Below are 25,842 nucleotides of genomic sequence, written 5' to 3'. Positions count from 1 at the left end.
CTACACATTCATCGGTAATATACACATCGCTATTGATCGAGCCGTTGCACAACGGTACATTCAGGGTGCGATCTTCGCTGCTGAATAGAGGATGGGCCCATGCTGAAGCTATCCGACAACGAGCGTCTTACCAAGGTAGCCAAGGGAACTCCCATGGGAGAACTGATGCGCCGGTACTGGCACCCGATCGCGCCGATCGCAGAGCTAGACGGTAATCCATTGCGCACCAAAGAGGTCCGGCTGCTGGGCGAAGATCTGGTGCTGTTCCGCGACCGTGTCGGGAGGCTGGGACTCGTCGACCGGTTCTGCTCACATCGACGGGTGAACCTTGCTGCGGGCATGGTCGAAGAGGACGGCATTCGCTGTCCGTATCACGGATGGAAGTTCGCGGCGGACGGAGCGTGTATCGATCAACCCTTCGAGACAACCGTTCAAGGTGACGACCACTTCGCTCGTCGCTGCGGAATATCTGGGTATCCGGTGCGCGAACTGGCGGGCTTGGTATGGGCATATCTCGGCCCCGCACCCGCGCCGTTGCTGCCGCGATGGGCACCGCTGGTGTGGGACGAGACGGTACGCGATATCGCCATTGCCGAGCTGCCCTGCAATTGGCTGCAATGCCAGGAGAATTCGCTGGATCCCGTGCACACCGAGTGGCTGCACACCAACTATCCCAACTACATGCGCCAGGTGATCGGGATGGGCGAGCAGACACGGTTCGAAGGTCTCGGTCCCACGGCCGGCAGAAAACATCTGCGAATCCGCTTCTACGATTTCGAGTATGGTATGGCAAAGGCAAGGATGGTCGAGGGCGATACCGGAGACGAGGAGGACTGGACCGTTGGTCATCCGGTGCTTTTTCCGCACATTCTCGTCACCGGATGTCAATTCGCCTACACGATGCAGTACCGCGTGCCGATAGACGATACGCACACCAACCACATCTCGCTCTATGTTTTTCCGGCGGCACCGGGCACTGTGGCGCCACCACAACCGGCCGTTCCCTATCGCTATGTGCCGTTGAAGGATGAGTTCGGCAACTGGATAGTAGATTTCAGCTTCAACCAGGACTATATGGCGTGGGTGGAACAGGGAGCCATAGCGGCACGAGAACTAGAGAAGCTCGGACACTCCGATGTCGGGATCATCAGGTACCGCAAATTGCTACTGCGACAACTGCGACAGGTCGAACACGGGTTGGCGCCGATGAACGTCTTCCGGGACCCGGCGGTCAATGTCTGCATCGATTTCCCGCGTGAACGCATCAAACACGGCATGCTGACCCGCCCCATCTACAAACCGGGTCCGGGTGAGATCAGCGGAATCGCCGGCGATTACGGCTGGAGCTCGGACACTGCCCTGATCGAGGAAACCCTCGCCACCTGGGACACCATTCCCGAACATGCCCGGCCTGCTCGATCCGCGGAGACCGCGTCGAATGCTTGACGAACGACTCGCCATTGCGCTCGCCGCATGGCCCGCCGATCGCCCCGCCGTTGTCGACGAGGAACAGACACCACCGAGAGTGGTGACATTCGGTGAGCACCGGGCAATGATCGACCGGTACCGCGACGGACTCACCGACCTCGGAGTCGGCCGGGGACATCTGGTGCCGCTGCTCGCCCGACAGACTCCGGAATCCGTCGCGGTGATCTGTGCCCTCCTGCTCGAGGGCGCCGCATTCTGCTTTCTCAGCGAGCGGTTCGAACCCGCTGATCGCCGCGTGCTGATCGAACGGATGAACCCGGTTGGCCTGATCACCGACGACTATGGTGCCACGTTGCTGGACGACTCGGATCGGGATATGTTCCCGCTGATCCGACTGCACCCCGGTGGCCTCGATGCGCCTGTGAATGCGCCCGGCACCGGGTCCGCAGCGTTCGATGATATCGCCGAGGCACATTTCTCCTCCGGGTCGACCGGAGCACCGAAGGCTGTGCTCGGCACCCGGGACGGCCTCGAACACTTCGCCGATGTGCAGATCGCCGGCAGCGGCGTCACTGCAGTCGACCGGTTGCTGTGCATCGTCGGTTTTTCCAGCAACCTCGGGCTGGTGCAGATCTTTACTGCGCTGTTCAGCGGCGCCGCACTGCATCTGAGCCGGGCCAGGGGTAAAGAGCTCGGAGACGTGATCCGCCGATCCGGTATCACCGGTGTCGGCGGATCGACACCGATGTGGACGGCCGCATTGGCCGAGGGCTCGCCGGATGCACCGCTGTTCGGCGATGTGCCGACGCTGCGCTATATCTTCACCGGCGGACTGCACATGCCCCGATCGCGTCTTCGGCGATTGTTCACCCGGCTCGGTCCCGATGTCACCGTATACGAGATCTATGGGCAGGCAGAAGTACGGCAGATGACCCATTTCCCGATCAATGCACCCGAGCACCAGCACCGAATCGACAGCGTCGGACGCACGGTGGAGGGTTCGGTGCTGTTCGTGGCAATCGACGAGAACACGGTCGCACCCTCGGGCACGGTCGGCGAGATCGCGCACATCGGGCCGGGAATCATGCGCGGTTACCTCGGAGAACCAGCGCTCACTACGGCACAGTTACGCACTCACCGTGCCTTTCCGGGCCGGACAGTGGTCTACACCGGCGATCTCGGCTATCAGGACGACGACGGTTACATTTTTCTCACCGGCCGTGCTTCCCGGGTGATCACGCTCGACGACGGTACATGGTTGTGGCCGGACGATGTGGAAAGTGCACTCGCCGACGCCCACCCGGAGGTCGTCGACGCCGTCGCAGTCGGTCTCCGCATTGCCGATCGGCCCGTGGTAGCGGTCGCTGTAGTGGCGAGCGGTGGTGTTACTGCGGCGGACCTGCGCACAAGCCTGATTTCAGCGCTACCGGCGCCCACGGTACTCCACCACCTCGCACTCTGGGCGCAGCTCCCGACCACACCGAACGGCAAACCGGCTGTGGCACGTATCGCGACCATGCTAGCCGCCGAGATAGAGGGGCCCCGGTGATGGGACAACAGCCCGCCACCATCATCGACAAGATCTGGGCCCGGCACGTTGTGGCCGACCTCGGCGACGGCACCTGCCTCATATACATCGACCGCACCATGGTGCACGACCGCGGCGGTGGGCTGGTGCTGCGCGCAATGACCGACAGCGGCAATCGAGTAGCCCGACCTGAATCAGTTTTTGCCACCGTCGATCACGTCGTAGAGACGATCCCCGGTCGCACGGATCGGACATCGGTACCGGGCGGTGCAACATTCATCGGGGAACTGCGAGCGGGCACACGGCGGCACGGAGTGCGTCTGTTCGACGTCGACGATCCCGGCCAGGGCATCGTGCACGTGATATCACCCGAGACGGGCATCGCTCTGCCCGGAACTACTTTGTGCTGCAACGACAGTCACACTTGCACGGTCGGCGGAGTCGGCGCCCTCGGCTTCGGCGTCGGCACCACAGAGTTGGAGCAGTCGCTGGTTACCGGGTGCCTGCTGCTGGATCGGCCCCGCACAATGCTGATCGAGCTGACGGGATCCCTGCCCGTGGGAACCGGCGCCAAAGATATGCTGCTGTACCTGATCGGGGTCCTCGGTGCCGACAGCGCGCGGGGTTGCGCGGTGGAATTCGCCGGGAGCGTGGTGGCACGGATGTCCATCGAAGAACGTTTGACAGTCAGCAATATGGCCGTAGAACTCGGCGCGCGCACCGCCGTCGTCGCACCCGACGACAGTACGTTCGAGTTCCTGGCGGGCACGCCGTTCGCCCCCTCCGGCGCCGACTGGGACGTCGCGGTGCAGCAGTGGCGGGCACTCGAATCGGATCCAGGAGCGTCGTACGACGCGACGCAGTCGATTTCTTGCAATTCGGTGGAACCACAAGTGACTTGGGGAACCAGCCCAGCGCAAGTCGTGTCGATCATGGATTCGATTCCCGCGCCGACCGGCCCCCGCGGTGGTGCGGCCGAACGAGCGCTGCGCTACATGGGCCTCGCTCCGGGGCAGCCGATCGCCGGGATTCCGATCGACGTGGCATTCATCGGATCGTGCACGAACGGCAGATTATCCGATCTGCGCGCTGCTGCTGCGGTGCTGCGTGGGCGGACCGTAGCAAAGGGCGTACGGGCGATCTGCGTACCCGGATCGAAAGAGGTTCAGCAGCAAGCCGAACGTGAAGGTCTTGCCGATGTGTTCCGTGCCGCAGGTTTTTCCTGGCGCGAGCCGGGATGCTCGATGTGCTTTTATGCCGGCGGCGAGGGATTCGGCGGATTTCGAGTGGTGACCAGCACGAACCGAAATTTCGAACATCGGCAGGGGGCCGGCGCACGCTCTCACCTCGCTGCTCCCGCCACTGTCGCCGCCTCGGCGGTGGCCGGCGCCATCGCCGATCCTCGAGCACTACGATGACCGGCGCAACCTACACCGGAGTAGTCGCCCCGCTGCTGATCGACAATATCAACACCGATCTCATCATCCGTTCCTGCGATATTCCGCCCAACGCGAGCGACGACTTCGGCCGGCACCTGTTCGCCTGTTGGCGGAACAACTCCGAGATACCATTCGTGCTGGACCGCCCGGAGTACCAGTCGGCGCGGATACTGCTCACGGGCGCGAACTTCGGTTGCGGCAGCTCCCGGGAGGCCGCAGTCTGGGCGTTGCGGGACGCCGGCATCCAGGCGATCCTTGCGCCGAGTTTCGGCGCAATCTTCGCGAACAACTGCGTGCAGCATCACATCGTGCCGGTGGTGTTGCCACAGGAATTGATCAAGAAGATCGCTGCGCTGCTTTCGGCTACCCGACCGACACTCACTCTCACTGTCGAAGTGGTGCCGTCGACGGTGCGACTGCCGGACGGGCGTGCGTTCGACTTCCGGCTGACCGGCGTACACCGAGTTCTACTCACCACAGGTCGCAGCGGAATCGACTTGATCCGAAATCACCGCGCCGCCATAGCCGACTTCCAGGCCCATGACCGGCGACGCCGGCCCTGGCTCTATTCCAACGTTTGACCTTGCACGAGAGGACGTTTCCGTGGGCACACCCGACCGACCGAAACAAGCGGCATCCCGCGGCAGGCTCGTCATCTGGGAGGAATGCGCCCGGGACGGAGCGCAGGCCAAGATCATCATGACCGGCCGGGAAAGGGCGCTGATCGCACAGGAGACCGGCCGGATCCTGGGCTCTGCGGGGCCGAGTCAACTGATCTTCGCAGCCGGGTTCCCAGCGATCGGACCTGAAGAAGTACATGCCATGCAGGTGCTGGCCGATACCGTGGACACCTGCTCGCTTGCCTCCCATGGCAGAGCCACCCGTCATGATATCGATCTCGCGCTGAGGGCACTGCGTGGTGCAACGCACCCCCGGATCACATTTTGGATACCGGTGTCGGACGCGCTGTCGGCCGCACTGGGGATGTCGTCGCGCACGGTAGCGCTACAGCGTGGACTGGACTGCCTCGACTATGCCCTGTCCGCGGGCGGCGGCATCCCCGTCGACGTGGCATTGGCGGGTGCCGAACCCGACGATCCACAGTACAGCGCAGACGTGGTCGCCACGCTCACCGCCGCGGGCGCATCGATCGTAAAGCTCTGCGATAGCGTCGGCCGCTTCTATCCGCGACAGACCAGGAATTTCGTCGAGCGAGTCCTGAACGATCCGAGTATCGGGGACGCCGTTGTCGGCGTGCACCTTCACAACGATCTGGGCTTCGCGCTGGCCAACACCGTGGAGGCGGTAGCGAAAGGCGTGCGGGTCGTCGCGTCCTCGTGGATGGGACTCGGCGAGCGCAATGGGCTCGCCGCGACCGAGCAGTTGATCGTCGTGCTCTCCGGCGTCGTCTGCTCGCCGAAGAACGCATTGGGGGAACCGGTCGATCTGTGGGAGAAGCCACCCGACCTGCAACGTGTGGTGCCGACTGCCCATAGCGTCAGCCGCATCACCGGAGTTCCCCTGAAAGTCACCGACGCTATAGCGGGAACCGGCGTGAATTCGATCTCCACCGGCACGCCATTCCTGGACCGGACCGTATTCCAGCCTTTCGATCCGAAGACGGTGCTCGGCGTCGAGCCGCGGATCGAGGTTACCCAGCTCGCCAGCAAACGGGTGCTGCAGGCGGTGGCCGCCCAATACGATATCGTGCTCAGTGACGAAGAACTGGATGCGGCATTGCGCTGGGTCAAATCGGTTGCCTACCAGCGCAACAAGGCAATTATCGACCGGGAAGAGCTTTTCGCGTTCCTCGCCGGACGCAGCTCGGATGACGGCGGATCCGGGCGATGAGTGGCTTTTCTCCGGCCGAGAAACGGCCTTGGTTTCTTCCGCTCAACAACCCACCGGTCGTCCCGGCAGCTCGAGCGAGCCACATGCGCGACGACGATCCCGTCGTCGGAGTGCTCGTCGGTGATCACGCGCGTGCATATCCGTGGTGGATCCTCGCCAATTATCACCTGGTCAACGACACCTTTCTGACCTCGGAGGACCCGGGAGGTTACCTCTGGCCGGAGTCGATGACCGGGACCGGCGAACCCGGTTACCCGTGGTTTCCCATGATTCCCGTGGTGGTCAGCCTGTGCGAAGCATGCAGCGGGGCAGCGGCATTCGTACCGATACCCACAGACGAAGCGAAGCCGCTCACCTTCACACTGGTCGAGAAGACGACCAGCAGCTCCTACCGGGCACTGGGTACATTCACCATCGCCGATCTCGAAACTCAGAGTCGCTGGCACCCACTCACCGGCTACGCACACAGTGGTCCGTTCACCGGCGCACACCTGCAGCGGCTCCCGGCGTTCGTCGACCACTGGGGCGCCTGGGCACGGGACCATCCGTCGACGACGGTGGTACTGGCCGGCGATGAAATGCGCACCCGCCCACACGTCATCGCATTGCCGGGTGTTCTGGAACCCGCAGCCGCACACAGCAGCCTGCGTGAAGTACGCCTGCACCGGCCCGAACTCGTCGATCACCGGCTTCCGGCTGCGGAGCTGGTGCTCGGTGCGGGGGATGTAGACACCGGGGCCGCGGTGGCGGTGACGCTGGCGGCACTGCGCCGCCATGGCGGCGCAGTGCAGACCGAACTCGGCGGCCGCCCAATCTTGTTCAGCCTGAGCGGCGACTACCGCGGGGTGATTCTCGATCGAGATCTCGACGGGACCAGGCTGGAGTTCCGATCCCGCTCCGATGCGCTCGTCGACCGAGACGGCGGAATTTGGGATCGCCTCGGAACGTGTCGCAGTGGCCTACACGTGGGCCGTCAATTGACGCTTGTACCGGATGGTTACCTCTCCAAATGGGGCGAGTGGAGCCTGGCCCACCCGAATGCCGAGATCATCGGGTGATGCAAGCGAAACTCCGTGTTGTCCCCTCGAGATCAAAGCCATCACCCCGCGAGAGCGTCCTGCGGCGACAACGCCTCACCACCACCGAAGACCTGATCACCAGCACCCAGGCCCTTCTCTTCCGCCCGGCGGCAGGTGGTTGTTGACCGGTTCCCCAACGACGATGGCGTGTGCCTGGCCGAGGCGGGCCTTCTGGAGCGTCCCTCGGACTTCTACACGCTGACCACCGCGCGGCCGCTCGGGTTCGACTGCATCGGCGAGACCTCGGCCGCACGCACGACCGAATCGGTCATGCGAGGGTCTGGCTGGTTCGTCGAACCGCGGGAGGGTTCGAGTATCGACGAACAGCGTTTTCCCGGGCACGGTCGCGGGTCCGGTGAGTGAACCCGGACAGCGCCGGCCGCCGCCGCGGAGCCGTGAGCTCAGAGGTTCCAGTGGTAGCGGCTGGTGGGTACCAGGTCCAGCCCGGTGTGTGCGCCGAAGCGGGCTACGCTGGCCATCAGTTCGGTGATCCGGCGGTCGAGTTCGGCCTTGTCCCCACCGCTGCCGTAGAACGCGTGCGGGTCGGTCATCGCCGCCATGGGGAAATGTTCCTCGACGACGGCCGCGATCTCCGGTGCCGACGGGGTGAGCTTTTCTTCGACGGCGTTCTGGATATAGGCCACGGTGTTCTGGGTGCGGATCGCGATCGGGGTGTGGTGGACCAGCCAGTACCGCAGGTATTCCGCCCGTGGCATCGACTCGGGCCGGCGGAGCAGCGCCATATTGGCCAGGGCGTCGCTGCGGGTGCCGTCGGGCACCGGCAGTGGGTCCAGGCGCACGTACTCGCGGACCCGATAGGCGTCCGGGGCGGATTCCTCCGCGGCCTCGGACACCACATCGAGAACGGCGGCGGGGTCGCCGTCGGTCCACACCGAGACCAGCGCGGTGATCGGTGCGGCGGGACCGAAGCGCATCGGCGCGGGTGCCACATCGGTGTCGTCGAGGTTCAGCGCGACGGCGGTCGCCCCGGCGGTGGCCAGGGCATTCCGGACTTCCGGCGCGGCGAGCCGGGTATCGAGGCCGGTGCCGTGCAGCGCGATGATCAGTTTTGCCATCGCGAAAAACTAGCACGTGTTCTACTTCACCCGACCGATCAGCAGAAAGGCCGATTATGCGGTTCACCTACGCCGAGACCATGACCGACCCGTCCTACTACATCCCTCTGGCGCAGGCCGCCGAGGCGGCCGGGTACACCTCGATGGTGCTGGCCGACAGCATCGCCTATCCGCGCGACTCCGACGCCACCTACCCCTACACCCCGGACGGCAGCCGGGAATTCCTGGAGGACAAGCCGTTCGTCGAGACCTTCGTGCTCGCCGCCGCCCTGGCCGCGGCCACCACCACCCTGCGGTTCACCCCGTTCGTCCTGAAGCTGCCGATCCGCCCGCCGGTACTGGTGGCCAAACAGGCGGCCTCGGTGGCGGCCTTGAGCGGCAACCGGCTCGGACTGGGTGTCGGGATCAGTCCATGGCCCGACGATTTCGAGATCTTCGATGTGCCCTTCGACAAGCGCGGCAAGCGGATGGACGAATGTCTCGAGATCGTCCGCGGCCTCACCGGCGGCGGGTATTTCGAATTCCACGGTGAGTTCTACGATCTGCCGCCGATCAAGATCGCGCCGGTGCCCACCGAACCGATTCCGTTGCTCATCGGCGGGCACAGCCGTCCCGCGCTGCGCCGGGCCGCCCGGCACGGGGACGGCTGGATGCACGCCGGCGGCGATCCGGCGGAACTGGACCGGCTGCTCGCCGAACTCGACGCCTTGCGCGCGGAATACGGGACACGCGACGATTTCGAGGTGCACGTCATCTCGCTGGACGGTTTCACCGTGGACGGCGTGAAACGCCTGGAGGACAAGGGTGTCACCGATGTGATCGTCGGCTTCCGCAATCCCTACACCCGCGAGCAGGACACCGAGAGCCTGGACACCAAGATCGCGAATCTGTCCCGGTTCGCCGAGCAGGTCGTCGCCCGTACCGCCTGAGCGCATCCGGGCCATGCCGAGCGAGCCGATCGCCGACCACGACCGGGCCGGTGTCTGCTGTCGGTGGATCGTCGATCGGTCGCCCGGTGCTCGACCGCCCGGCGGCCCCGGCCCGGTCCGAGAGCGCGAAGGAGTGCCCGGCCCCGGCCTGGCACCGCACCCTTCGATCCTCGACTCGCACTCCTCGGCGCACGACTGTTCGACGGCTACGGGGACGAGCCGCCCGGGGTCCGGTTCACGACGCGAGACCGGAATCCCGGATGGCCTCGGCCAGCGGTTCCAGGACCGCCGGATCGTGCGGCGGCGGCAGGTAGACGATCGCGAGATCCAGTCCTTCTTCGCCGAGCGCGGCCGCCCAGTCGATCAACTCTCCGTACCCGAGCTCGGGGTCGAGCCGTCGCTGGGCCGAGAGCAGGATCTCCTTCGGGTCGCGGCCGATATCGGCACAGTGCGCCGCCAGGACATCGCGTTTGCGCGCGAATTCCGCGGTGGTGCCGTTGACGAAATTCCAGTGCTGGGCGTAGCGGGCGGTGATCCGGAGCGTGCGTTTTTCTCCGTTGCCGCCGATGCAGATCGGCGGATGCGGCCGCTGCGGACCCTTGGGTTCGTTGCGGGCGCCCGTCAGCCGATAGAACTTGCCGTCGAAATCGGTGGTCTCCCGGCTCAACAGCCCGATGAGTACCTGGCAGGCCTCCTCGAACCGGTCCATGCGCTCGGTGATCGTGCCGAGCGGGATGCCGTAGGCGCCGGACTCCTCCTCGTTCCAGCCGGCGCCGATCCCGAGCTCGAGCTGGCCGCCGGAGATGATGTCGAGCGAGGCGGCCATATTGGCGAGTACGGCCGGATGCCGGTAGTGCACGCCGGTCACCATGGTGCCGAGCCGCAACCGTTCGGTGGCCTGCGCCAGTGCTGTCAGGGTGGTCCAGCCCTCGAGGCACGGCCCGGTGGAATCGGAGAAGATCGGATAGAAGTGGTCGAAGGTCCATCCGGATTCGTAGATCTCGATATCGTCGGCGGCCCGCCAGACGGCCAGCATATCGGCCCAGGTCGTGTCCTGCGGTGAGGTCTTGAACGCGAATCGCATGAGCACAGGCTAGAAGTTGGAGCGCACTCCAGGTCAAGCCGAATCGCGGCGATGCGCCGGGTGAAACGACGGCGAGATCAGGACTACGGCGCGCCCCTGGGCGTGCGCGAGGAGAAACCCCGTGTAGGCGGGTCCGTAGTCCTCGCGCCACACGCGCGGCCGTTGCCCGGCGGGACGGGGCGTGGCCCCGCGGCCGAGCACAGCGTCACCGCCCCGGCAGGCGAGCTGCGCCGACAGTACGGGCGCCGACACCGATTCCGGCAGGTGGGGAAGTGCTCGGTCGCGGTCGATCGGGGCCGGACGGCGCGGGAACACGGGGTCGCAGATCACCGGGGTTCCAACGTGACCGGACCGCGGTCGCCTCGTCGAGGCGACCGCGGCGGCACCGGAATACTGTGGCGGTCGGGCCGACCCGTCCGGCCGGGTAGGGTCGGCGCGCTGCCGGGCCGGAATCAATGGGCGGCCAGGACCCGTTCCTCGGCGGAATCAGTGGCGGCGCCGTCGAGGCGTTCGGTGAGCTTCTCACCCTCGATATCGAAGGCGGGTACCAGCGGTGCCAGCCACTTCGGCATCCACCAGATTCGCTCGCCCACGATCGACATGACCGCCGGCACGATGAGCATGCGCACCAGGAAGGCATCGGCCAGCACACCGACCGCGAGCGCGAAACCGATGGTCTTCAGGATGACATCGTCGGTGAGCGCGAACCCGGCGAAGACGCCGACCATGATGATCGCGGCGGCGACCACCACGCGGGCACTGTGGGTGAACCCCTCGAGCACGGCGCGGCGGGCCGGTGCTCCGTGCACGTAGGCCTCGCGCATCCGGCTCACGAGGAATACCTCGTAGTCCATGGCGAGACCGAACAGGATGCCGGTCAACAGGATCGGCAGGATGAACAGCACCGGGCCGGTGCTGTCGAGGCCGATGAGCCGGTTCAGCCAGCCCCACTGGAAGACCGCGACGGTGGCGCCGAGCGAGACGCCGACCGAGAGCAGGAAGCCCAGCGCCGCCTTGATCGGCACCCAGATCGAGCGGAACACCGCGATCAACAGGAAGATCGCCAGCCCCACCACCACGGCGAGATAGATCGGGAACACCCGGGTCAGTTTGTCGGCGATATCGACCCCGACCGCGGTCTGACCGGTGACCAGCGCGCGGGCGCCGGTCTCGGCGGGCAGGTCGGCGACGCCGGCGCGGATCTCGGCGACCAGATCCTTGGTGGCCTGATCCGAGGGGCCGGAGGCGGGCACCACCGTGAGGGTGGCGAACCGGACCGTCGCGAGTTGCTGGGTGAAGACCTGGTGGGCTTGCGGGTCGGCACTGGTGACCGCCGGGACCACGGCGGCGATATCCGAGCCCGCCCGCGCGGCCAGCGCCTGGAGACGATCGGTGGCCGTCCGCACGGCCGCGACCGGGTCGGGGGAGTTCGCCGTATCGACGACCACGACCAGCGGACCGTTGGCGCCGGCGCCGAAATTGTCGGCGATCAGGTCGTAGGCCACTCGGGCGTCGCTGCCGGCGGGCTTGCTGGAGTCGTCGGGCAGCGCCAGCTGCATGGACGCCATGGGGAGGGCGGCCACGGCCGCGAGGGCGATACCGCCGGCCAGCGCGGGCCATTTACGCCGGGAGATCCCCTCCACCCAGCGGCGGCCGTGGGTGCGGAATTCCCCGTCGCCGGTTTCCTTCGCCAGGTACCGGGGACGGCCGCGCATGACCTTGTCGCCGGCGAACCCGAGGATGGCCGGTAGCAGGGTGAGTGAGATGAGCACGGCGATCGCGACGGTGAACGCGCCGCCCAGACCCATCTGGGTGAGGAATCCGATATTGCACACGGCCAAGCCGGCCAGAGCGATGACGACGGTCAGGCCGGCGAAGACCACCGCGGACCCGGCGGTGCCGACCGCGCGGCCGGCGGCCTCCTCCAGCGAGCGGCCCGCGCGGACCTCGCTCTGGTACCTGGACATGATGAACAGTGCGTAGTCGATGCCGACCGCCAGTCCGAGCATGGTGCCCAGTGCCGGGGTCACCGAGCTGAGCTCGACGAACCCGGTCAGTGTGGTGATGGCGAGCATTCCGATGCCGACCCCGACGAGCGCGGTCAGCAGTGGCATACCCGCGGCCACCAGCGATCCGAAGGTGATCGCGAGCACCACCAGCGCGACCGCGACACCGATCACCTCGGCCAGGGGCATCTCGAACTCGGTGAGCGCGTCACCGCCGACGGCGACGTGCAGGCCCGCGTTCTGCGCGTGCTGCGCGGCGTCCTCGAGCGCGGTCCGGTCGGATTCGAGGAGTTCGTTGGATGTCTTGCTGTAGGCGACCGCGGCATACCCGACCCGGCCGTCCTCGGAGAGGGTGTCCCCGGTGACCGGATCCGTCGCCGATTGCACGTTCTCGGTGGTCAGGCCGCGCAGAGCCGCGGTGATCGCCGCGCGGTAGGAGGGTTCGGTCAGCGACCGGCCGGCGGGCGCCTCGAACACCACTCGCGCGGTCGCGCCGTCGGGTTTCGCCTGCGGGCTGCGTTCCTCGATGAGCTCGAACGCCTGCGTGGACTCGATCCCGGGCAGCTCGAACTTCTCGCTCGTCTTCCCCGACAAGGTCGCCGCCCCGACCGCGAGGACGGCCAGCAGCGCCACCCAGACGGCCGCGACCACCCTGCGGTGGATGAACGACCACCGGCCGAGCCGGAACAACTGCCACGCCATGCGTGCTCCTCCAAATGATTATGTGGACCATGTGGTCCGGTTATGCTCTAGGGTAGGAGCAACCGGACCCGAGGGTCCACTTCAGGGAGGCTGATGTGGAGCAACTCACCTCGACCCCCGTGACGAGACGTGGGTCTCCCTTCGAATGTGCGCATCCGGCCGGCGCGCAGGCGGCACGATGACCACCATGCCGACTTCCGGGCGGGATACGACGAACTCCGATGCCGAGACCTGGGCGGGGCGCCGGGCCGATGCCCGGCAGAACCACGAACGCGTGCTGAACGCCGCGATAGAAGTGTTCACCGAGCACGGCATCGGGGCCACCATCCCGCAGGTCGCTGCCCGCGCCGGCGTGGGTAAGGCGACCGTCTACCGCAGCTACCCGACCAAATCCGACCTGGTGCGCGCCCTGGCGCGAATGCACCTCGACTGGTTCCACCAGCTCGCCACCGACGCGGCCGAGGCGGCGCGCACCGATGCCTACCGCGCGCTCGAGGCACTGCTGGAAAAGGTCAACACCCGGCTGGCCGAGGACCGGCTGATGATCGAGGTCCTCAGCGGGGTCGAAGGCTTCGGCGACGAACGTCTGGAACGCCGGCTGGAGCAGATCCTCGCGCTGGGACGTGCGCAGGGGAGCCTGCGCGCGGACGCCGCCGGAATGGATGTCCAGGTCTTGGTCTCCGGTGCGGCGCGTGCCCTGATCGATCTCGGTATCCGGGATCCCGAGATCTGGCGTCGCTATGCCCGGCTCGCGTTGGCCGCACTGCGTGCCGAGCCACCCGCGGCCGATTCCCGCCCGCGCGAACCCCGGCCGTGAACAGCGGTCCGGCCTGCCCGGTCGGATGTCGGCGGCGGGCGGTGGGCGCGCCTCCGCCCGCCGCGACCCGTACCGGCTCGGCAGTCGTCGTACCAGCATCCCGAGCGGCACCACCTCCAGCGCGCACCGCGCGGGCGGCGGTGCGATGGACGCGGACCGATGGCTCATCGGTCGCGTGCCTCGCGCAGACCCTGGATGTCGATCCGGGTCATGGCGTGTAGCGCGGTGACGACGCGGCCGTCCGCGTCCTGTCGCCGGTCCAGGATCGCCGAACCGGCGACCACGCGGGTGTAGAGTTCGGCGGCCTCCTCGGCGTGGCCGTCGAACCACAGGAATGTGCTCGCTTTTGATCTTTCTCCTTCGTGCCGGGTTTCTCAGTGAGGGGCCGGGATGCGGTGGTCGTCGAGTTCGACCGTGTGGGCCACCTTCTCCATGCCACGGCCGATCAGTTGCCTCGGCAGGTACCGGAGGGTGCGGATCGTCTGGTTTCGCAGCCAGAGCCGGCGACGCGAGTCCGGCATGAGGCCGCCGTCGCCGGAGTTGCGCGCGAATTCCTGGGCGCGGTCCACGAACCGGCGCATCCTGGCCTGGTAGGTGGGGTAGGCGACCGTGTGGTCGCCGTCGGCCGCGGCGAGTTCGCCCGCCAGGATGTAGGCGCCGACGAGTGCCAGACTGGTGCCGATACCGGACATCGGCGACGCGCAGTAACCCGCGCCCCCGAGGAGTACCGTCCGCTGCCGGGACCAGGTGTCCACCTCGATCTGTACCACCCTGTCGAAGTAGAAGTCGGGGGTGTCCCGGATGGCGGCGAGCATGCGGGGGACCTCCCACGCGTCTCCTTCGAAGGCGCGGGCCACGATCCGCTTCTGTTCGTCGATATCGCTCCGGTCGTAGGACAGCGGCTCCGAACGCAGGAAGAATCCGGCCAGTGCGGTACCGGGCTCGGGCTTGGGGTAGAGGGCGGCGGTCCGGCCGGGCCGGCCGTTGCCCGCGGGCACGGTGTACATCAACCGCCAGCCGTCGTGCTCCCGCTCGGTGGTGGTGGTGTACAGCGATATGTAGGACCCGAGGTCGCGCAGATAGCGTTCCGTCGGCCCGAACACCAGCCGCCGGACGTTCGAGTGCACCCCGTCCGCGCCGACCAGCAGGTCGAACCGCCGGGGCGCGCCGTGCTCGAATCGGACGTGGACACCCGCGCTGTCCTGTGCGACGGCGCTGATCCCCTCGTCGAAGACGTATTCGACGTCGGCGTGGGTGGCGTCGTAGAGGATCCGGGCGAGATCGGTCCGCAGCAGCGACATCTCGGCGACTGCGGCCCGGGGACCGGGTGCCCTCCGTGCGGCAGATCGCCCGGCGGTGGGGGGTCGCGGTCGCGACCGCGACCAAGGTCACCGCGTTGTTGCGTGCGGAGGGTCTGGTCGAAGCGCGGGTCGGTGCGGGCACCGTGGTCAGCGCGTCCGGCTCGTCCGCGGCCGGTTCGGTGAGCACCCGGGCGGCGCGGCGGCCGGTGCCCGTCGGCGGCGAGCCGCAGCGGGACCGCTTGCTGCGCACGGCCATCGCGATCGCCGATACGGAGGGCCTCGAGGCCGTCTCGATGCGGCGGCTGGCCGCCGAACTCGGCGTGGGCCCGATGTCGCTGTACCGGTACGTGGCGAACAAGGACGAACTGCTCACCCAGATGGCCGACGCGGTATTCGGGGAACTCGACCTTCCGGAGCCCGGGGTGCTCGGCTGGCGTGCCGACCTCGAGCGGATCGCCCGCCTGCAATGGCAGTTGTGCCGCCGGCATCTCTAGCTGCCGCGGGTCGTCTCGTTCACCCGCCCCCTGCTCGCGCTCAACACGATGGCGCAGACCGAATGGATCCTGCGGGCACTGGACGGGTCCGGACTGTCCGCGGAGGTCCGGATGCGCGAAGCCCTCACGCTGCACTCGCTCGTGCTCACCGCGGCGATGTCGGTGGCGGAGGAGGCCGAGGCCGAACAGTGTACCGGTGTCACGCTGGACGGATGGCGGTCGGCGGCGCGTGCGCGGGCCCACGAGTTGCTCGGCACCGGCCGGTTCCCCCGGCTCGCGGCGACCCCGGAGGCTACGACCGCGGACCTCGACGGACTGTTCGAATACGGGCTCGCGCGGCACCTGGACGGATTCGCCGTCCTGCTGGCGGCCCCGGCCGGCCGCCACGTCGACACTGCGGAGGTTCGGGACCGCGCCTCCGGGATCTGATCTCGATGCGCGGAGCGGCCGGATCTGCCGGTCACCGGCCGAGTCGGAGCGGCCGACTCGCTATGTGTCGAAACGTAGATATGCGCATCTTGATATGTACGGAGCGGCGAATCCGAGCCGCGACCTCTCGGTACAGCCGAGCGGGTGGATGCTGCTCGAGGCCGAGTACCGGCTCACCGCCGCAGGGTACTGAACCGGTGGCGCGGACAGCTCTCAGTCGGCAGCGAGACGGCCCGGCGACAGTGCGCAGCCACAGGATTCACCGAGACCGAGGGCGACATCCATCGGGCCGGACCGGTCGACTCCATGATCACCGTTCGGTGGGTCGAGCAGGCGGGCGAGCGCACGACGGGTGATGGCGTCGACCGGCTGGCGTACCGAGGTGAGGGTGATCTGCCCGAAGTGCTCGGCGGTCGCGCCGTCGAACCCGACGATCCGTACATCCTCGGGTATGCGCAGTCCGGCGTCGGTGACCGCGCGCATCGTGGCGGCGGATTGGGCGCTGGTCCCGACCACCATGCCCTGCGGGGGTTCCGGGCAGGCGCGCAGATGGGCGCCGACCGCGGCGTACGCACCGCGGGCGGTGAGGTCGGTACGGATGGCGTTGCCGTGGCCGCCGAGCGCGGCGGTGAAGCCCTGGAACCGCTGCGCGACGGTTTCCCGGTCGCCGTGGCGCACGTCCCGGGCGGTGAAACCACCGACGAAAACCAGGTTCTCGCATCGGTGTACATCGATGAGATGCCCGGCGGCGAGCTGCCCGGCGCCCACGTGGTCGCCGCCGACGACCGGTACCTCGATCCCGCCGCGGCTGTTGTGCACCCAGACCACGGGAACGCGCGCCCGGGCGCAGATCGCGCCGGTGCCCGCGGCGTCGACCGCGCCGACGACGACCAGGCCGTCGATTCCGACCTCGGTGAACGCCGCGGCGAACTCGAGTTCGCGCTCCGGGTCGAAGCCGGTGTTGCCCATCATCGTGAGGTGGTCGCGCGCCCGCGCCTCGATTTCGATCCGGCCGGCGAACGCGCCGTAGAGCGGCATCGTCATATCCGGGACCAGTAATCCGATCTGCCGCCACCGCCGTGGGCGACGCAGTGCCCGGGCGAAGTGGTCGGGCCGGTAGTCGAGTTCGTCCGCGGCGGCGAGAACCCGGGCGCGGAGCCGGTCCGAGACGGGGCGGGGCCCGTTGTTCATGACATAGCTGACCACCGCGGTGGAGGTACCGGCGCGCTTGGCGACATCGGTGAGAGTAGGGCGTTTTTCGCTCACGATCGGTCCAGTCTGATTGCCGCGCACACCTGTGCCGGAGGGTTTCGTTCACCCGGATTCTTACACTGTGCCCGCCCCCACCGACCTCCTACGCTAAACGATTAGAACGGTAACGGGCACGACCTCCGGGCGTAATGAGCGATAGGTGAACTGGACGACATGGCATACACACGACCGGCGGGCGTGACCTACTGCGACCCCGAGAACGCCCGAGACGGTTACGTTCTCTTCACCGGCGCCGATTCGGTCACCCGGCTCATCGATCTCAACGGCACCGTCGTGCACGACTGGCCGTTCGCCGGTGTGCCGCCGCGCCTGCTCGATCCCGCGCTCACCGGTCGGCTCGGCGATATCGGAGTCCAGCTCGCCGACAGTGGTGACCCGCGTGGCGGTATCTACGCCAACGGCGCCGTCGGCCAGCTCGATTGGTCCGGCGATCGTCGCTGGGAATGGGGAACGCAGGCTCCCGGGGGCGCGGCGCGCCAGAACCACGACTGGGAGCTGCTGCCGAACGGAAACCGGCTGCTGCTCGTCACGGTGCCCCGGGTGGTGCCCGATCTCGGTGACTCGACCGTCGGTGACCAGGGCCTGTTCGAGGTGGACGAACACGGCGACATCGTCTGGCAGTGGCTGGCCGGTGATCACCTGCGCGAGTTCGGATTCTCCGAGCGCGGGTGGGCCGCGCTGCGCGAGACGGCGGCCCGGGACCCCGAGGACCCGTGGGGCTACCTGGAGATGAACAGCGCGAAATCACTGGGCCCCAACCGGTGGTACGACGAGGACCCGGAGACGGTCTTCCACCCGGACAACATCCTGGTCAGCTTTCGCAAGGCCAATATCGTCGCGCTGATCGACAAGACCTCCGGCGCCGTGGTCTGGAAGCTCGGACCGTATTTCGGCGAAACCGCCGGCGCCCAGCACCAGCGGATCAACGCGCACAAGGTGCCGCGACCGCTGGATCAGATCTCCGGCCAGCACAATCCGCACATGATCGCCGAAGGCCTGCCGGGGGCCGGCAATATCCTGATCTTCGACAACCAGGGCGGGGCGGGATACCCGCCGGCCGCGCTCGGCATCTACGCGGGTTCTCGGGTGCTGGAGGTCGATCCGCGGACCGAGCAGATCGTCTGGCAGTACACCGCCGAGGATTCCGGCCTGCCGTCGTGGACATTCTTCAGTTCCTTCGTCAGCAACGCGCAGCGGCTGCCGGGCGGCAATACGCTCGTCACCGAGGGCATGCAGGGCCGGCTGTTCCAGGTGACCCCGGCCGGCGATGTGGTGTGGGAGTACCACAGTCCGTACGAGGGTTACGGGGTCGCGGGCGAACCCGAGGTGAAGACGCCACGGGTGCCCGGGGTCGATCGGCTCACCCGGACACCGCTGGTCTACCGGGCGCAATGGGTGCCCTTCGAGTGGGTTCCGGCCGGTACGCCGCGTACTCCGGCCCGCGCCGTCGCCGCGCCCGGCCGGGAAAGCGCGACGCCATGACCACCCGGTCGGCCCCCGCCGAAGACGTGGCACCGCGAGCTTCGACGGGCCGGACGGGGGGAGGATTACGCGGAATCCCTCAGTGGCGCAAACGGTTCGGCTCCCTGGGTTGGGCAATCGCCGGGCTCGGGGTGGCCGCGATCGTCTGGAGCCTGGTCGTGGCCGGTGGCGAGTTCCCGCGCGAACTCTTTCCCAGCGTTCCCGAGATCCTGGCCGCCGCCCGGACGCTCTGGACCGACGGGCTGCTGGCCGCGGATATCGCCGCCAGTCTGCGGCGGGCGTGCGCCGGATTCGTCCTCGGCGCGGCGGCCGGGATCGCGGCCGCGGTGCTCACCGCCACCACGGCAGTGGGCCGTAATCTGCTGCAACCGGTGCTGCGATTGCTGTCCCCGATTCCGACCATCGGTCTCGTCCCGCTGGCGATTCTCTGGTTCGGCCTGGGCGAGAGCAGTAAGACGCTGGTCATCGCGCTCGGCGTGTTCGTGCCGGTCTGGATCAACAGTCATGCGGGACTGGCGAGTACACCGGTGGACTATCTGCGGGCCGCGCGCTGCCTGGGGGCCGGCCGGGGACAGATCCTGACCAGGATCGTGCTGCCCGAAGCCGCTCCCGATATCACCTCCGGGCTACGGGTGGGCGCGGCCATGGCGTTCGTTCTCATCGTCGTGGCCGAAATGACCGGTACCACCGAGGGGATCGGCTACCGCATCTACCAGGCCCAGCTGTTCTCCCAGGCGGACCGGCTCATCGCCTGCCTGATCGTCCTGGGAATCATCGGGGCCCTCTGCGATCTGGCAATCGCCGCGGTCACGGCACCGGTGACGCGCTGGGCCGCCGAGGAGCACTGAGATGACCATCGAGACCCACGACCTGGTCGTGCACTTTCCCGGGCAACCGGCACCCACGCTCGACCGGGTCGGCCTGACGATCCCGGACGGCTCCTTCACCGTCCTCGTCGGCGCCTCGGGCAGCGGGAAATCCACCCTGCTGCACTGCCTCGCCGGGCTGATCACCCCGACGGCGGGCACGGTCACCGACAACGGCGAGACCGTTGTCTCGCCGGCGCCGCGCCGCGGTATGGCGTTCCAGCGCGATGTCCTCTTCCCGTGGATGAGTGTGGCCGACAATATCGACTTCGCGCTGCGGGCCGGTGCGGTGGAAGCCCGCCGCCGCCGCGCCCGTATCCCCGAACTTCTCGATCTCGTCGAACTCGCCCCCGAGGTGGGCCGGCGCCGGCCCCACGAACTCTCCGGCGGGATGCGGCAGCGGGTGAGCATCGCGCGGATGCTCGCGGGGGAGCCGGCCGTGATGCTGATGGACGAGCCGTTCGCCGCGCTGGACGCGCTCACTCGCCTGAAAATTCAGGATCTCGTCACCGATCTGTGGACCCGCCTGCACCGCACCGTCGTCTTCGTCACCCACGACATCGATGAGGCGATCCGGCTGGCCGACACGGTCAGCGTGTTGCGCGACGGCCGCATCGTCGAACAGCTCACCAACCCGCTCACCCGGCCGCGACCCGCCGACACGCTCGCCGAACAACGCGGATACAGCGGGATCCGCCGCGCACTGCACCACGAACTGGGCATCGACCACGATGCCCCGTCGGTCCGTCACTGAAAGAGAAAGCCGCATCATCGTGAAGATCCGCCCCGGGCGCCTGCTGGCCGCCACACTCACGGCCGTCGCACTGTCGTTGTCCGTCGTCGCCTGTGGCGACTCCGGCGGCGATGCCGATACCCTCACCGTCGGCTTCGTCGTCGACCCGTCGTGGGCGCAGATTCCCGTCGCAGTGGACGGCGGGTACTTCGCCGAGCACGGCGTGAAAGTCCAGGTCGTGAATTTCCCCTCCGGTATCGAGGCGCTACAGGCCGTTTCCGCCGGCCAGGTCGACATCGCCACCGCCGCCGATGTCCCGACCTCGGCCGTGCTGACGCGTTCGCCGTCGTTGCGCGTGGTCGGTGACGGCGCGCGCTGGGAGGGGTCGCGGATAGTCGCCCGCCGGAGCGCGGGAATCGACGGCGTCGAGGATCTGGCGGGCAAGTCGATCGGTACCCCGCTCGGCACGAGCGCCGCCTATTTCGCGGCCGATACGCTGGCGCAGCACGCCGTGGCCGCGAACCTGGTGCAGGTCTCCCCGTCGGCGACGGTCACCGCCGCCACCCAGCGCGACGTCGACGCCGTATCGATCTTCCAGCCCTATCAGGCGCAGGTCGTCCAGGCCCTGGGCGCCGACGCCGTCGAACTCGCCGGTGGCAGCTACAGCCAGCACAGTCTCTACCTGGCCACCCAGGCCGCGATCGCGGCGAAAAGCCCCGCCATCGCCTCCTTCTTCGCCGCGCTCGACGACGCCGGCGCCGAACTCGAGAAGATCTCCGATACCGCCGTCGGCGCCGTGGCCGGCGCGACCCAGCTCGACCCCGCCCTGCTGCGTGAAGTCCTGTCGCAGTTCGACTTCACGCTGCGACTGGATCCCGGTCTCGCTCCGAAGCTCACCGAACTCGGCACCTGGGCCCAGAGCCAGGGCTCGATCGCGGCCGGAACCCGGCTCCCCGATTACGCCGGTCTGCTGGACGATCAGTTCCTACCGCGGGCGCGGTAGACCTCGCGCGGTCCGCGCGCACGGCGCGGGGCGGGCGAGCGGCCGGGGCTCACCGCGGGAACAGTGTCAGGACCTGTGACATCACATCGCGGGCGACGTCGTCGGTGGCCGAGGTGACCTCGACGGCCGGCACACGCGAGACGAAAGCGGTGCTGCCGGAGGGTAATTCGGGGCCGACCGCGGTGGAATAGATCGGGATGCTGCTGTCGTAGAGCGAGGTCGAGCGCAGCACGGTGCGATCGTCGGTCTTCTCCTCGGTGCTGCGGGCCCGCATCTGGTCGGGAACGCGGTAGTCGTACACCACCGTGACGGTCTCGTCCCGGTACCGGAACAGGCATTGGGTCAGCCGGCGCTCGTCGGTATCGGCGGTGCCGGTCAGTTTCGCGCGCACCGCGCACGGGTCGGCGCCGAGCAGCACCGTGGGTGGGGTGTCGGGGGAGCTGCCCTGCGTCGGCGACTGCCGCCAGCGCTCGATCATGCCGGGTAACAGACCGTCGGCGACGGCGCACGAATCGCGGTCCGGGACCGAGACATCGAGGTAGAAGGCGGCGCCCGCCGGGAAGCGGGCGGTGGCGCCGCAGGCGCGCGGATCGCCGTCCCGGCCGGGGACCACCAGGGCGCTCACATCGCCGAGTTGTTCGCTGCGGCCGCGGTGCGGGGTGAGTGTGGGCAGCAGGGTCGAATGCCAGGTGAGCGTGGCGGCGTCGTCCGCGGCGCCGAGGGTGGCCCGGCACGAGTACAGGCCGACGGTGACGCTCCGGATATCGCCGAGGTCCAGATCGTCGAGAGTGTCGCGGGGGAGCAGCGCGCAGACGTCGATCTGCCGGGTCGCCGCGGCGACGGCCGACTGCTTTTCCGGAGTCGCGGCGGATTGCGACCAGAACTCCGGCGGCCGGGCGGGAGCCGCCGGAGCGCCCGGGTCGCCGGTCCGGGTACTCGTATCGTCACCGCAGCCCACCACGGCGAGCAACACGGCCGCGACGAGCGCGAGCGTGCGATATATCGTCACCCTGACCTCCCGGTGCGCGCTGGGCGGGACCGTTGCCCGGCCCCAAGTCTGCGTGAACCGGCAATCACAGCGCAATCACCCCGGCGTCTTCGGCCGGTCGCCGGTGCGGCGCGGCCGGAAGCCGGGCCCGGCCGACCGCTGCGGCCCGTCGGAGCGTGGCTCAGCGTGGTGGCGTCGGCCGGTCACGGCCCGCGTTGCGGGCGGTGCCCCGATGGGCGGGCACGGTGGCCGGGTCTTCCGGCCAGGCATGTTTGGGGTAGCGGCCGCGGAGATCGGCGCGGACCCGCGGCCAGCCGGTCCGCCAGAACGAGGTGAGATCCGCGGTCACCGCGATCGGGCGCTGCGCGGGGGAGAGCAGATGCAGCACCACCGGCACGCGGCCGCCGGCCAGGCGTGGCGTGTCGGTCCAACCGAAGATCTCCTGCACCTTGACCGCGAGGACCGGCCGGTCGGCCGAATAGTCGAGTCGGGGGCGGCTTCCGGACGGGACCTCGGCCCGCTCGGGAGCCAGTTCGTCCAAACGGGCCCCTTCCGGCCAGGGCAGTAATCGGCGCAGTGCTTGGCCGGCGTCGATGCGTTCGAGGTCGGCGCGGCGGCGGGCGGCGGCGAGTTCGGGGCCGAGCCAGGTCTCGGCGGCGGCGAGCAGTGATTCGTCGTCGACCGGCGGCCAGGGGGCGCCGAGCGTGCGGTGCAGGAAGTCGAGGCGCCGACGGAGACCGATCGCCTCGGCGGTCCAGGACAGGAGACCGAGCCCGGTCGACTGCAGCCCGCGCCGGATCGCCACGCCGAGCAACCGGGGATCGGGATCTGGGAGCGGTGTGGTGGACAAGGTGATCGCACCCAGCCGTTCGGTGCGCCGCGCGACCACCTCGCCGTCGATCCAGTCGATTTCGTCGACGGTGGTCAGCAGGTTCGACGCGGCCCGGCGGGCCAGCTGTTCATCGGCGACCGCGGCCAAGCGCACGAGCCCCTCGGCGCGGCCGGGATCGCGCGTCGCGACGCCGATCGCCAGCCACTCGGCAGCGCCTGTTCCGGCGCCGGGCGGCAGCGTCACCGCGGTGCCGCCGACCATGAGGTAGCTGGTCGAACCCGCTCCGCGCCGTCGCGCCAGCCGTTCCGGATGGGCCAGCGCGACGATGAGGGCCGGGTCCTCGTCCCCCTCCGGTCCGTCGACCGATCGTGCCAGCCGCTCGACCTCCCGCCGCCAGCGCGCCGGCCGCTCGCGCCGCAGTAGCCGCAGACCGGCCGTGAGGTCGACGCCGGACAGATAACTGTCATCGTCGAGGACGGTGACGACCTCGGCGGCGGCCCGCGGACCGACCACGGCCGCGCCGTCGAGCAGTGCCCGCGCCAGTCGTGGATGCAGTCCGATCCGGGCCATCCGCCGCCCGCGGTCGGTCACCGCACCGTCTCCGCGCACGGCCCCCAGGGCGCGTAGTACCTCCCGGCCGGCTGCCAATCCACCGGGTGGCGGGGCATCCCACCAGGTCAGGCCCTGGCCGTCGGAGGTGCCCCAGCACGCCAGCTCCAGCGCCAGGCGCGTCAGATCCGCGGTCCGGATCTCCGGCTCCGGGTAGGCGGGCAGCGTGCCGTGTTCGTATTCGGGCCAGCAGCGCCAGACGCGTCCCGGAGCCTCACGCCCGGCCCGCCCGGCTCGTTGCTCGGCAACCGCCGCCGAAACCCGCACGGTGGCGAGACCGGACAGGCCCCGGGCCCGATCGATGCGGGGAACCCGGGCGAGTCCCGAATCCACCACCGCCCGTACCCCCGGTACCGTCAGGCTCGACTCCGCCACCGCCGTCGACAACACCACTCGCCGCCGCGGTCCGGGACGTAAAGCCGTGTCCTGCGCCCCTGCCGGGAGTCTGCCGTGCAACGGGACCACATCCACGTCGTCCAGGCCGCCCAGAAGGGCTGTCACCCGGCGGATTTCGGCCGCGCCGGGCAGGAAGACCAGGACGTCGCCCTCGGTCGCGCCGAGGGCGGTACGTATGGCGCGCGTGACGTGTGCTTCGATCCGCTCCCGTGGCAGCGACGGCAGATATGTCGTGTCCACCGGATGAGTGCGTCCCCGGACCTGCACGACCGGCGCCGCATGCTGCCCGTCCAGCAGCGTCGACAAGCGTTCGGCGGCGACAGTCGCCGAGGTCGCGAGCACGCGCAGATCCGGTCGGAGCCCGGCGCGGGCGTCCAGCAGCAACGCCAGCAGCAGATCGGCGTCGAGATGCCGTTCGTGGCATTCGTCGAGCACGATCACCTCGACTCCGGTCGACTCGGGATCGTCCTGTAACCGGCGGACCAGGAGTCCGGACGTCACGACCTCGATCCGGGTCCGCCGCCCCACGCACCGGTCCCCCCGGACCGAGTAGCCGACGGTCTCGCCCACCTGTTCGCCCAGCAGCGCGGCCATCCGCCCGGCCGCGGCCCGGGCCGCCAGCCGTCGCGGCTCGGCGACGACCACCCGCCCGGTAGCGTGCTGCGCCAGCGCCAAGGGCACCAGGGTCGTCTTTCCGGTCCCGGGTGGCGCCACCAGCACGGCGGTCCCGTGTTCGGTCAGCGTCTCGACGAGATGATCGAGAACGCCTCGGATCGGTAGGTCGGGAAGTGCGGGCGGTTCCATCACCGGACAGTCTGCGGCATCGGCCCGGATCCGCGGTATCCACCGCCGTCCGCCGGGGCGAAACCGCTGTTCCCGGGGCCTCGTGCCACCGGTTACGCCGGTGCGTCCCGTCGCGTCCGACGACACCCTCCGCGCCTGAGGGCGTCCGGAGGGTACAGTGTTCTTACTTAGCAGAAGCAACTAATTGTGACGAACGAGTACTTCGTGCGAACGGACGAACGAAAGATGGGCGCGATGGAGGGCATGTCCGCGACCGGCGCGCTCGGCACGCCCGCCGAAGTCGCGACCCTGTACCACCTGCTCACCCGCATCAATCGGACGCTGCGGACCCGTGGGCAGAGCCGGAATCTCAGCGCGGGTGTCGCCTCGGCGCTGTGGACGATCATCAACCACGCCCCGATCCGGCTGTCGACCCTGGCCGAACGGGAGTCGGTCTCGGCGCCGACCATCTCCCGGATCGTGTCAGTTCTCGAGGGGCACGGATACGTCGAGCGCACTCCCGACCCCGACGACGGGCGCGCCCGCCTGCTGAATCCGACACCGGCCGGGATCGCACTGATCGCCGATGCCCGGACCCGGCGAGCGCAGGTACTCGCCGAGGCCATCGACAGCCTCGACCCGGACGACCGCCTGACGGTCGGCCGGGGAGTCGCGATGCTGGCCGGCGCGCTCGGAATGACCTGACCCGCCACGA

At 68.4% G+C, this 25,842-nt stretch carries 23 protein-coding genes and 1 pseudogene; 16 read left to right on the top strand and 8 right to left on the bottom strand.

The genetic code is table 11. From position 1 onward, the window contains the following. Window positions 1–99: 99 nt before the first annotated feature. The 7 genes from ABZV91_RS08400 (at window position 100) to ABZV91_RS08370 (ending at window position 7,688) form a co-directional block, all read left to right on the top strand. Window positions 100–1,446 (top strand): Rieske 2Fe-2S domain-containing protein, encoded by a 1,347-nt coding sequence (locus ABZV91_RS08400; RefSeq protein WP_355237416.1) that lies wholly within the window; start codon window positions 100–102, stop codon window positions 1,444–1,446. Next, window positions 1,439–2,977, top strand: coding sequence for a class I adenylate-forming enzyme family protein (locus tag ABZV91_RS08395; protein WP_355237414.1), 1,539 nt, complete (start codon window positions 1,439–1,441; stop codon window positions 2,975–2,977). The genes ABZV91_RS08400 and ABZV91_RS08395 overlap by 8 nt, the downstream gene beginning before the upstream one ends. Continuing rightward, on the top strand, window positions 2,977–4,374 hold the full coding sequence (locus ABZV91_RS08390; RefSeq protein WP_355237411.1) for a 3-isopropylmalate dehydratase large subunit: 1,398 nt from the start codon (window positions 2,977–2,979) through the stop codon (window positions 4,372–4,374). The genes ABZV91_RS08395 and ABZV91_RS08390 overlap by 1 nt, the downstream gene beginning before the upstream one ends. Then, entirely contained in the window at window positions 4,371–4,976 is a 606-nt protein-coding gene (gene leuD / locus ABZV91_RS08385) for a 3-isopropylmalate dehydratase small subunit (RefSeq protein WP_355237408.1), read from the top strand. The genes ABZV91_RS08390 and leuD overlap by 4 nt, the downstream gene beginning before the upstream one ends. A gap of 22 nt (window positions 4,977–4,998) precedes the next feature. Further along, on the top strand, window positions 4,999–6,246 hold the full coding sequence (locus tag ABZV91_RS08380; protein ID WP_355237405.1) for a hypothetical protein: 1,248 nt from the start codon (window positions 4,999–5,001) through the stop codon (window positions 6,244–6,246). Further along, on the top strand, window positions 6,243–7,304 hold the full coding sequence (locus ABZV91_RS08375; protein WP_355237402.1) for a DUF3179 domain-containing (seleno)protein: 1,062 nt from the start codon (window positions 6,243–6,245) through the stop codon (window positions 7,302–7,304). Before ABZV91_RS08380 ends, ABZV91_RS08375 begins: the two co-directional genes overlap by 4 nt. A gap of 135 nt (window positions 7,305–7,439) precedes the next feature. Beyond that, window positions 7,440–7,688: a hypothetical protein gene (locus ABZV91_RS08370; RefSeq protein ID WP_355237399.1), complete on the top strand. Its 249-nt coding sequence runs from the start codon at window positions 7,440–7,442 to the stop codon at window positions 7,686–7,688. A 38-nt stretch (window positions 7,689–7,726) separates the two neighbouring features. On the opposite strand, the gene ABZV91_RS08365 is transcribed toward ABZV91_RS08370, so the two are convergent. After that, entirely contained in the window at window positions 7,727–8,401 is a 675-nt protein-coding gene (locus ABZV91_RS08365) for a hypothetical protein (RefSeq protein WP_355237397.1), read from the bottom strand. A gap of 56 nt (window positions 8,402–8,457) precedes the next feature. Between ABZV91_RS08365 and ABZV91_RS08360 the strand changes: the two genes are divergently transcribed. Then, window positions 8,458–9,330, top strand: a complete 873-nt coding sequence (locus tag ABZV91_RS08360; RefSeq protein ID WP_355237394.1) for a TIGR03619 family F420-dependent LLM class oxidoreductase — start codon at window positions 8,458–8,460, stop codon at window positions 9,328–9,330. Between the two features lie 235 nt (window positions 9,331–9,565). Here ABZV91_RS08360 and ABZV91_RS08355 read toward each other — a convergent pair whose 3' ends face one another. Both ABZV91_RS08355 and ABZV91_RS08350 read right to left on the bottom strand, forming a co-directional pair. Beyond that, entirely contained in the window at window positions 9,566–10,414 is an 849-nt protein-coding gene (locus ABZV91_RS08355; protein ID WP_355237391.1) for an LLM class F420-dependent oxidoreductase, read from the bottom strand. 452 nt (window positions 10,415–10,866) lie between these two features. After that, window positions 10,867–13,122: an MMPL family transporter gene (locus tag ABZV91_RS08350; protein WP_355237389.1), complete on the bottom strand. Its 2,256-nt coding sequence runs from the start codon at window positions 13,120–13,122 to the stop codon at window positions 10,867–10,869. 187 nt (window positions 13,123–13,309) lie between these two features. Between ABZV91_RS08350 and ABZV91_RS08345 the strand changes: the two genes are divergently transcribed. Further along, entirely contained in the window at window positions 13,310–13,939 is a 630-nt protein-coding gene (locus tag ABZV91_RS08345; protein ID WP_355237386.1) for a TetR/AcrR family transcriptional regulator, read from the top strand. 164 nt (window positions 13,940–14,103) lie between these two features. On the opposite strand, the pseudogene ABZV91_RS08340 reads toward ABZV91_RS08345, so the two are convergent. Both ABZV91_RS08340 and ABZV91_RS08335 read right to left on the bottom strand, forming a co-directional pair. Beyond that, window positions 14,104–14,274 (bottom strand): annotated as a pseudogene (locus tag ABZV91_RS08340) (VOC family protein); the annotation flags it as partial. Window positions 14,275–14,313: 39 nt separating this feature from the next. After that, complete coding sequence (locus ABZV91_RS08335; RefSeq protein WP_355237383.1) at window positions 14,314–15,240, bottom strand: FAD-dependent oxidoreductase; 927 nt, start codon at window positions 15,238–15,240, stop codon at window positions 14,314–14,316. Between the two features lie 35 nt (window positions 15,241–15,275). Between ABZV91_RS08335 and ABZV91_RS08330 the strand changes: the two genes are divergently transcribed. Both ABZV91_RS08330 and ABZV91_RS08325 read left to right on the top strand, forming a co-directional pair. Continuing rightward, on the top strand, window positions 15,276–15,734 hold the full coding sequence (locus ABZV91_RS08330; protein ID WP_355237380.1) for a TetR family transcriptional regulator: 459 nt from the start codon (window positions 15,276–15,278) through the stop codon (window positions 15,732–15,734). Beyond that, window positions 15,735–16,163 carry a TetR/AcrR family transcriptional regulator C-terminal domain-containing protein gene (locus ABZV91_RS08325; RefSeq protein ID WP_355237574.1) on the top strand — a complete coding sequence of 143 codons (429 nt, stop codon included), beginning with the start codon at window positions 15,735–15,737 and terminating at the stop codon, window positions 16,161–16,163. Window positions 16,164–16,376: 213 nt separating this feature from the next. On the opposite strand, the gene ABZV91_RS08320 is transcribed toward ABZV91_RS08325, so the two are convergent. Continuing rightward, window positions 16,377–17,429, bottom strand: coding sequence for a LacI family DNA-binding transcriptional regulator (locus ABZV91_RS08320; protein ID WP_355237377.1), 1,053 nt, complete (start codon window positions 17,427–17,429; stop codon window positions 16,377–16,379). Window positions 17,430–17,588: 159 nt separating this feature from the next. Between ABZV91_RS08320 and ABZV91_RS08315 the strand changes: the two genes are divergently transcribed. Genes ABZV91_RS08315 through ABZV91_RS08300 form a run of 4 tightly spaced genes read left to right on the top strand, consistent with a single transcriptional unit; the run spans window position 17,589 to window position 21,519 of the window. Then, window positions 17,589–18,917 (top strand): aryl-sulfate sulfotransferase, encoded by a 1,329-nt coding sequence (locus tag ABZV91_RS08315; RefSeq protein WP_355237374.1) that lies wholly within the window; start codon window positions 17,589–17,591, stop codon window positions 18,915–18,917. Beyond that, a complete protein-coding gene (locus ABZV91_RS08310; protein WP_355237371.1) occupies window positions 18,914–19,765 on the top strand; it encodes an ABC transporter permease in 852 nt (283 codons plus the stop codon). Before ABZV91_RS08315 ends, ABZV91_RS08310 begins: the two co-directional genes overlap by 4 nt. Before the next feature lies 1 nt (window position 19,766). Then, window positions 19,767–20,537: an ATP-binding cassette domain-containing protein gene (locus ABZV91_RS08305; protein WP_355237368.1), complete on the top strand. Its 771-nt coding sequence runs from the start codon at window positions 19,767–19,769 to the stop codon at window positions 20,535–20,537. 19 nt (window positions 20,538–20,556) lie between these two features. Further along, window positions 20,557–21,519, top strand: a complete 963-nt coding sequence (locus tag ABZV91_RS08300) for an ABC transporter substrate-binding protein (RefSeq protein ID WP_355237365.1) — start codon at window positions 20,557–20,559, stop codon at window positions 21,517–21,519. 49 nt (window positions 21,520–21,568) lie between these two features. Here ABZV91_RS08300 and ABZV91_RS08295 read toward each other — a convergent pair whose 3' ends face one another. Then, window positions 21,569–22,528, bottom strand: a complete 960-nt coding sequence (locus ABZV91_RS08295; protein ID WP_355237362.1) for a peptidase — start codon at window positions 22,526–22,528, stop codon at window positions 21,569–21,571. Between the two features lie 160 nt (window positions 22,529–22,688). Next, window positions 22,689–25,148, bottom strand: coding sequence for an ATP-dependent helicase HrpB (gene hrpB / locus ABZV91_RS08290; RefSeq protein WP_355237360.1), 2,460 nt, complete (start codon window positions 25,146–25,148; stop codon window positions 22,689–22,691). 186 nt (window positions 25,149–25,334) lie between these two features. On the opposite strand from hrpB, the gene ABZV91_RS08285 reads away from it, so the two are divergent. Then, window positions 25,335–25,832, top strand: coding sequence for a MarR family transcriptional regulator (locus ABZV91_RS08285; protein WP_355237357.1), 498 nt, complete (start codon window positions 25,335–25,337; stop codon window positions 25,830–25,832). The last annotated feature ends 10 nt before the right edge of the window (window positions 25,833–25,842 follow it).

Origin of the sequence: Nocardia sp. NPDC004568 (assembly GCF_040609955.1) — a bacterium.
In the GTDB taxonomy this organism is placed as follows: Bacteria; Actinomycetota; Actinomycetes; order Mycobacteriales; family Mycobacteriaceae; genus Nocardia.
Note: the sequence above shows the minus strand (reverse complement) of the source record. Positions and strands in the feature narration are given on the sequence as shown.

Coding starts and splice junctions, on each gene's coding strand:
- ABZV91_RS08400 (WP_355237416.1), top strand. CDS start 100: ATGCTGAAGCTATCCGACAACGAGCGTCTTACCAAGGTAGCCAAGGGA.
- ABZV91_RS08395 (WP_355237414.1), top strand. CDS start 1,439: ATGCTTGACGAACGACTCGCCATTGCGCTCGCCGCATGGCCCGCCGAT.
- ABZV91_RS08390 (WP_355237411.1), top strand. CDS start 2,977: ATGGGACAACAGCCCGCCACCATCATCGACAAGATCTGGGCCCGGCAC.
- leuD (WP_355237408.1), top strand. CDS start 4,371: ATGACCGGCGCAACCTACACCGGAGTAGTCGCCCCGCTGCTGATCGAC.
- ABZV91_RS08375 (WP_355237402.1), top strand. CDS start 6,243: ATGAGTGGCTTTTCTCCGGCCGAGAAACGGCCTTGGTTTCTTCCGCTC.
- ABZV91_RS08365 (WP_355237397.1), bottom strand. CDS start 8,401: ATGGCAAAACTGATCATCGCGCTGCACGGCACCGGCCTCGATACCCGG.
- ABZV91_RS08360 (WP_355237394.1), top strand. CDS start 8,458: ATGCGGTTCACCTACGCCGAGACCATGACCGACCCGTCCTACTACATC.
- ABZV91_RS08355 (WP_355237391.1), bottom strand. CDS start 10,414: ATGCGATTCGCGTTCAAGACCTCACCGCAGGACACGACCTGGGCCGAT.
- ABZV91_RS08350 (WP_355237389.1), bottom strand. CDS start 13,122: ATGGCGTGGCAGTTGTTCCGGCTCGGCCGGTGGTCGTTCATCCACCGC.
- ABZV91_RS08345 (WP_355237386.1), top strand. CDS start 13,310: ATGCCGACTTCCGGGCGGGATACGACGAACTCCGATGCCGAGACCTGG.
- ABZV91_RS08335 (WP_355237383.1), bottom strand. CDS start 15,240: ATGTCGCTGCTGCGGACCGATCTCGCCCGGATCCTCTACGACGCCACC.
- ABZV91_RS08315 (WP_355237374.1), top strand. CDS start 17,589: ATGGCATACACACGACCGGCGGGCGTGACCTACTGCGACCCCGAGAAC.
- ABZV91_RS08310 (WP_355237371.1), top strand. CDS start 18,914: ATGACCACCCGGTCGGCCCCCGCCGAAGACGTGGCACCGCGAGCTTCG.
- ABZV91_RS08305 (WP_355237368.1), top strand. CDS start 19,767: ATGACCATCGAGACCCACGACCTGGTCGTGCACTTTCCCGGGCAACCG.
- hrpB (WP_355237360.1), bottom strand. CDS start 25,148: ATGGAACCGCCCGCACTTCCCGACCTACCGATCCGAGGCGTTCTCGAT.